The organism is Nocardioides sp. (genome assembly GCF_016462705.1).
Lineage (GTDB): Bacteria > Actinomycetota > Actinomycetes > Propionibacteriales > Nocardioidaceae > Nocardioides.
Window position 1 is genome coordinate 1 of the sequence record NZ_JAEMSS010000259.1, and the last position, 4,494, is coordinate 4,494.

The 4,494-nt window shown below is 70.7% G+C and carries 4 protein-coding genes; all 4 read left to right on the forward strand.

All coding sequences use genetic code 11. The features are described 5' to 3' along the window. Window positions 1-116 precede the first annotated feature (116 nt). Window positions 117-1,244, forward strand: a complete 1,128-nt coding sequence (locus JHD21_RS20895; protein ID WP_292679349.1) for an ABC transporter ATP-binding protein — start codon at window positions 117-119, stop codon at window positions 1,242-1,244. Then, entirely contained in the window at window positions 1,241-2,494 is a 1,254-nt protein-coding gene (locus JHD21_RS20900) for a dipeptide ABC transporter ATP-binding protein (RefSeq protein ID WP_292679351.1), read from the forward strand. The genes JHD21_RS20895 and JHD21_RS20900 overlap by 4 nt, the downstream gene beginning before the upstream one ends. Before the next feature lie 35 nt (window positions 2,495-2,529). Further along, window positions 2,530-3,894, forward strand: a complete 1,365-nt coding sequence (locus tag JHD21_RS20905) for a replication-associated recombination protein A (RefSeq protein WP_292679353.1) — start codon at window positions 2,530-2,532, stop codon at window positions 3,892-3,894. Window positions 3,895-4,302: 408 nt separating this feature from the next. Next, a partial coding sequence (locus JHD21_RS20910) for a hypothetical protein (RefSeq protein WP_292679357.1) occupies window positions 4,303-4,494 on the forward strand: 192 nt, incomplete at its 3' end.

Here is a 4,494-nt window from a genome sequence, read left to right on the forward strand (position 1 = left end):
CGCCCGGACATCCCGGTGGTGACCGCCACCGTGCTGGTCGCGGCGGCGTTCATCGTGTTCTCCAACCTGATCGTGGACGTGGTCTACAGCTTCCTCGACCCCCGGGTCAGGCTGGCATGAGCACGCTGATCGAACCGCGGGCCGGAGGCGCCGCGGTGAACGACAGCGGCGAGCCCTACCTCGTCGTGGAGAACCTCACCGTCAAGTTCCCCACCGAGGGGGGCCTGGTCCACGCCGTCAGCGACCTGAGCTACTCCCTCGAGCTGGGCAAGACGCTCGGCATCGTCGGGGAGTCGGGCTCGGGCAAGTCGGTGTCGAGCATGGCCGTGCTGGGCCTGCACGACGTGAAGCGCTCCCGGATCACGGGGTCGATCCGGGTCAACGGGCGCGAGATCATCGGTCTCGCCGAGAAGCAGATGAACCACCTGCGCGGCAACGAGATCGCGATGATCTTCCAGGACGCGCTGGCCGCCCTGCACCCGTTCTACCGGGTCGGGTCACAGCTCATGGAGGCCTACTCCCTGCACCACCCGTCGGCCTCGAAACGGGACGCCCGCAAGAAGGCGATCGAGGCGCTCGACCGAGTGGGGATCCCGCAGCCGGACGCGCGCATCGACGACTTCCCCCACCAGTTCTCCGGCGGCATGCGGCAGCGCGTGATGATCGCGATGGGCCTGATCAACTCGCCCGCCCTGCTCATCGCCGACGAGCCCACGACCGCCCTCGACGTCACGGTGCAGGCCCAGATCCTCGACCTGCTCCAGGACCTCCAGCGGGAGTACAACTCCGCCATCATCATGATCACCCACGACCTCGGTGTCATCGCCGAGATGGCCGACGACGTGCTGGTCATGTACGCCGGCCGCGCGGTCGAGTACGGCGCCTGCCGGGAGATCCTGAGCCACCCGGAGATGCCCTACACCTGGGGGCTGCTCTCCAGCGTCCCGGAGGTCGGCGCGAGCACCGACGCCCGGCTGATCCCGATCCCCGGTACGCCCCCGAGCCTGCTCAACCCGCCCAGCGGCTGCTCGTTCCACCCGCGCTGCGTGCACAAGGACAAGGTGCCGGGCAACCTGTGCAGCACCGAGCTGCCGGAGCTGCTGCCGGGACGCGCGGCGCACCACCTCAAGCGCTGCCACCTGGCCAACCCGGACCAGATCTACGAGCAGGAGATCCTGCCGGAGATCGCCCCCGACACCGTGAGCGCGGCCGACCCGACGACCGAGGGTGAGGCCCCCCGATGACCGACCCCACACCCGAGCACGGGACCAAGCCCACGATCACCGACGACGTGATCGAGCAGATCCAGGCCAACGTCACCGAGCCGCACGCGCCAACCGAGCTCGACCTGAGCCGTGAGCCCATCCTCGAGGTCGAGAACCTGCGGATGTACTTCCCGGTGAAGTCCGGGGGCGTGATCCGCCGCACCGTCGGGCACGTCCAGGCGGTCGACGGGATCTCCTTCCAGGTCCCGGCCGGCGGCTCGCTGGGCCTCGTGGGCGAGTCTGGCTGCGGCAAGTCGACGACGGGCCGGATGATCACCCGGCTCTACAAGCCGACCGGCGGTGCCATCCGGTTCGCCGGGCAGGACATCGTCCCGCTGTCCAACCGTGAGATGAAGCCGCTCCGGCAGGACATCCAGATGATCTTCCAGGACCCCTACAGCTCCCTCAACCCGCGGCACACGGTCGGGTCCATCGTGGGGGCGCCGCTGATCGTGCACAACGTGGTGCCGAAGAAGCAGGTGCTGCCCCGGATCCAGCAGCTCCTCGAGGTCGTCGGCCTCAACCCCGAGCACTACAACCGCTACCCCAGCGAGTTCTCCGGTGGCCAGCGGCAGCGGATCGGCATCGCCCGAGCGCTCGCGCTGCAGCCGAAGCTGCTCGTCGCCGACGAGCCGGTCTCGGCGCTCGACGTGTCGATCCAGGCCCAGGTCGTCAACCTCCTGCAGGACCTGCAGAAGGAGTTCGACATCGCGTTCCTCTTCATCGCCCACGACCTCGCGGTCGTGCGTCACTTCTGCCCCGAGGTGGCGGTGATGTACCTCGGCAAGATCGTCGAGATCGGCGACCGGGAGACGATCTACGCCGCACCGCACCACCCCTACACCCAGGCCCTGCTCTCGGCGGTGCCCGACGTCAAGCAGGCCGTGATCGGTGGTCGCCGCGAGCGGATCAGGCTGGAGGGCGACGTGCCCAGCCCGATCAACCCCCCGTCCGGCTGCCGGTTCCGCACCCGCTGCCACCTGGCCCAGGAGATCTGCGCCAAGGTCGAGCCGCCGCTGCTGCAGATCGGCAAGCGCCACAAGGTGGCGTGCCACTTCGCCGGCGAGCTCGGCAAGGCCCCGTCCCGTCCGGTCACCGCCCAGCTGCTGGGGGTCGACGACCAGGGCAACACCGACCCGACGGCCGCCCCGGTCACCGCCGTGACCAGCCAGCCCGGCTACGCGGACACCTGGGTCGACCTCGACACCGCGCGTGGAGCGCACGCGTAGCGAGCCAGCCGCGCCCGCCCACCTAGGGTGAGCACGTGGACGGACTGTTCGAGGTGACCTCGCCCGAGGTACGGGGCGGCGGCACGCTCTCGAGCGATGTCAGCGACTCCTCACCGCTCGCCGTACGCATGCGGCCGCGCACCCTCGACGAGCTCGCGGGGCAGGACCAGCTGCGCGCCCCCGGGGCACCGCTGCGCCAGCTGATCGAGGGCGACCAGTCGATGTCACTGCTCCTGTGGGGACCTCCCGGCACCGGCAAGACCACCATCGCCTCGATCCTGAGCCTGAGCACCGACCGCCGCTTCGTCGAGGTGTCCGCTGTCTCGGCGGGGGTCAAGGAGGTGCGCGCGGCGATCGACGCGGCTCGCGCGACCCTGGCCGCCACCGGGCAGGAGACGGTCCTGTTCGTCGACGAGGTGCACCGCTTCAGCAAGGCTCAGCAGGACGCCCTGCTCCCCGGCGTGGAGAACCGCTGGGTCAACCTGGTCGCGGCGACCACGGAGAACCCGTTCTTCTCGGTGATCTCCCCGCTGCTCTCCCGCAGCCTGCTCGTCCGCCTGGAGTCGCTCACCGACGACGACATCCGGGTCGTCCTGGACCGGGCGATCGCCGACGAGCGGGGGCTGGCCGGTCGTTACGAGGTCGCCCCCGAGGCGCTCGACCACCTGGTGCGGCTCGCCGGGGGAGACGCCCGCCGCTCGCTCACCTACCTGGAGGCGGCGGCCGGCGCCGCGGCGGCCCGCGACTCGGCGGTCGTCACCCTGGAGACCGCGGAGACGGCGGTCGACCAGGCCGCGGTGCGCTACGACCGGCAGGGCGACCAGCACTACGACGTGATCAGCGCCTTCATCAAGTCGGTCAGGGGCTCCGACGTCGACGCCGCCCTGCACTACCTGGCCCGGATGTTCGAGGCCGGCGAGGACCCGCGCTTCATCGCCCGGCGGCTGGTGATCCTCGCCTCGGAGGACGTCGGACTGGCCGACCCGACCGCCCTCCCGACCGCGGTGGCCGCGGCCCAGGCGGTCCAGCTCATCGGCATGCCCGAGGCTCAGCTGACGCTGGCGCAGGCCACCATCGCGATCGCGGTCGCCCCGAAGTCGAACGCCGTGACGACGGCGATCGGTGCTGCGGTGGCCGACATCAAGGCCGGCCTCATCGGCCAGGTCCCGCCCCACCTGCGCGACGCGCACTACGCGGGCTCGAAGAAGCTCGGGCACGGGACGTCCTACGTCTACAGCCACGACGAGCCCTACGGCATCGCCACCCAGCAGTACGCCCCGGACGTGGTCGGTGACCGCGAGTACTACCAGCCGACCGCGCTCGGGGCCGAGGCCGCGGTCAAGGAACGGTGGGAGCGGGTGCGGCGGATCATCCGCGGCGACGACTCCGGGTCTGGCTGAGGGCTCTCACCCGCTCGGTCGTGGTTGGTGGCAGCGCGCCTCAGACGGTCTTGGTGCTGGCCGGCGGTGCCCGCGCCTCGGCGGCCTTGCTGCTGGCCGGTGGTGCCCGCGCGCGTAGCCGATCGAGTCTCGGCGTCCGGGCTTAGCGCATGGATCACACGCACCTGGTGCGTGCGGATCGCGCGCTTGTTGCGCCCGTTCCGAAATAGAAACGTAAGTCCGCTTCTTTTCCGGATCGAAGACGTGATGACGTGCCCACGGACCTTTGGGCGGCCGCGCACCGACCGAGAGCGTCGGTCGGTCACGCGGCGGCCGCACGACACGACCAACGCCGGGCCACCGCAGTCGAGGCCGCCCGTGCGGGCACCCACCTAGTGCCCCAGGGTCGAGCGACTAGGCTCGGTGCCCATGACCGCGCTCCTGCTGGCCCTGACCGGCGTGCTCACGCTGCTCGTGGTCGCCGTGGCGTTGCTCGCGGTCCGGCTGACACGTCGCGTGGGTCAGCTGGAGGCGCGCTTGGCGGTGTCGAGTGACCCGAACTGGTCGCCGTCAGCGCCCCAGGACGACCAGAATCGGTCACTCGACGCCCCCGTGGCCGCC

Excerpts from the sequence above, each read along its gene's own strand:
- JHD21_RS20900 (WP_292679351.1), top strand. The coding sequence starts at position 1,241 with ATGACCGACCCCACACCCGAGCACGGGACCAAGCCCACGATCACCGAC.
- JHD21_RS20895 (WP_292679349.1), top strand. The coding sequence starts at position 117 with ATGAGCACGCTGATCGAACCGCGGGCCGGAGGCGCCGCGGTGAACGAC.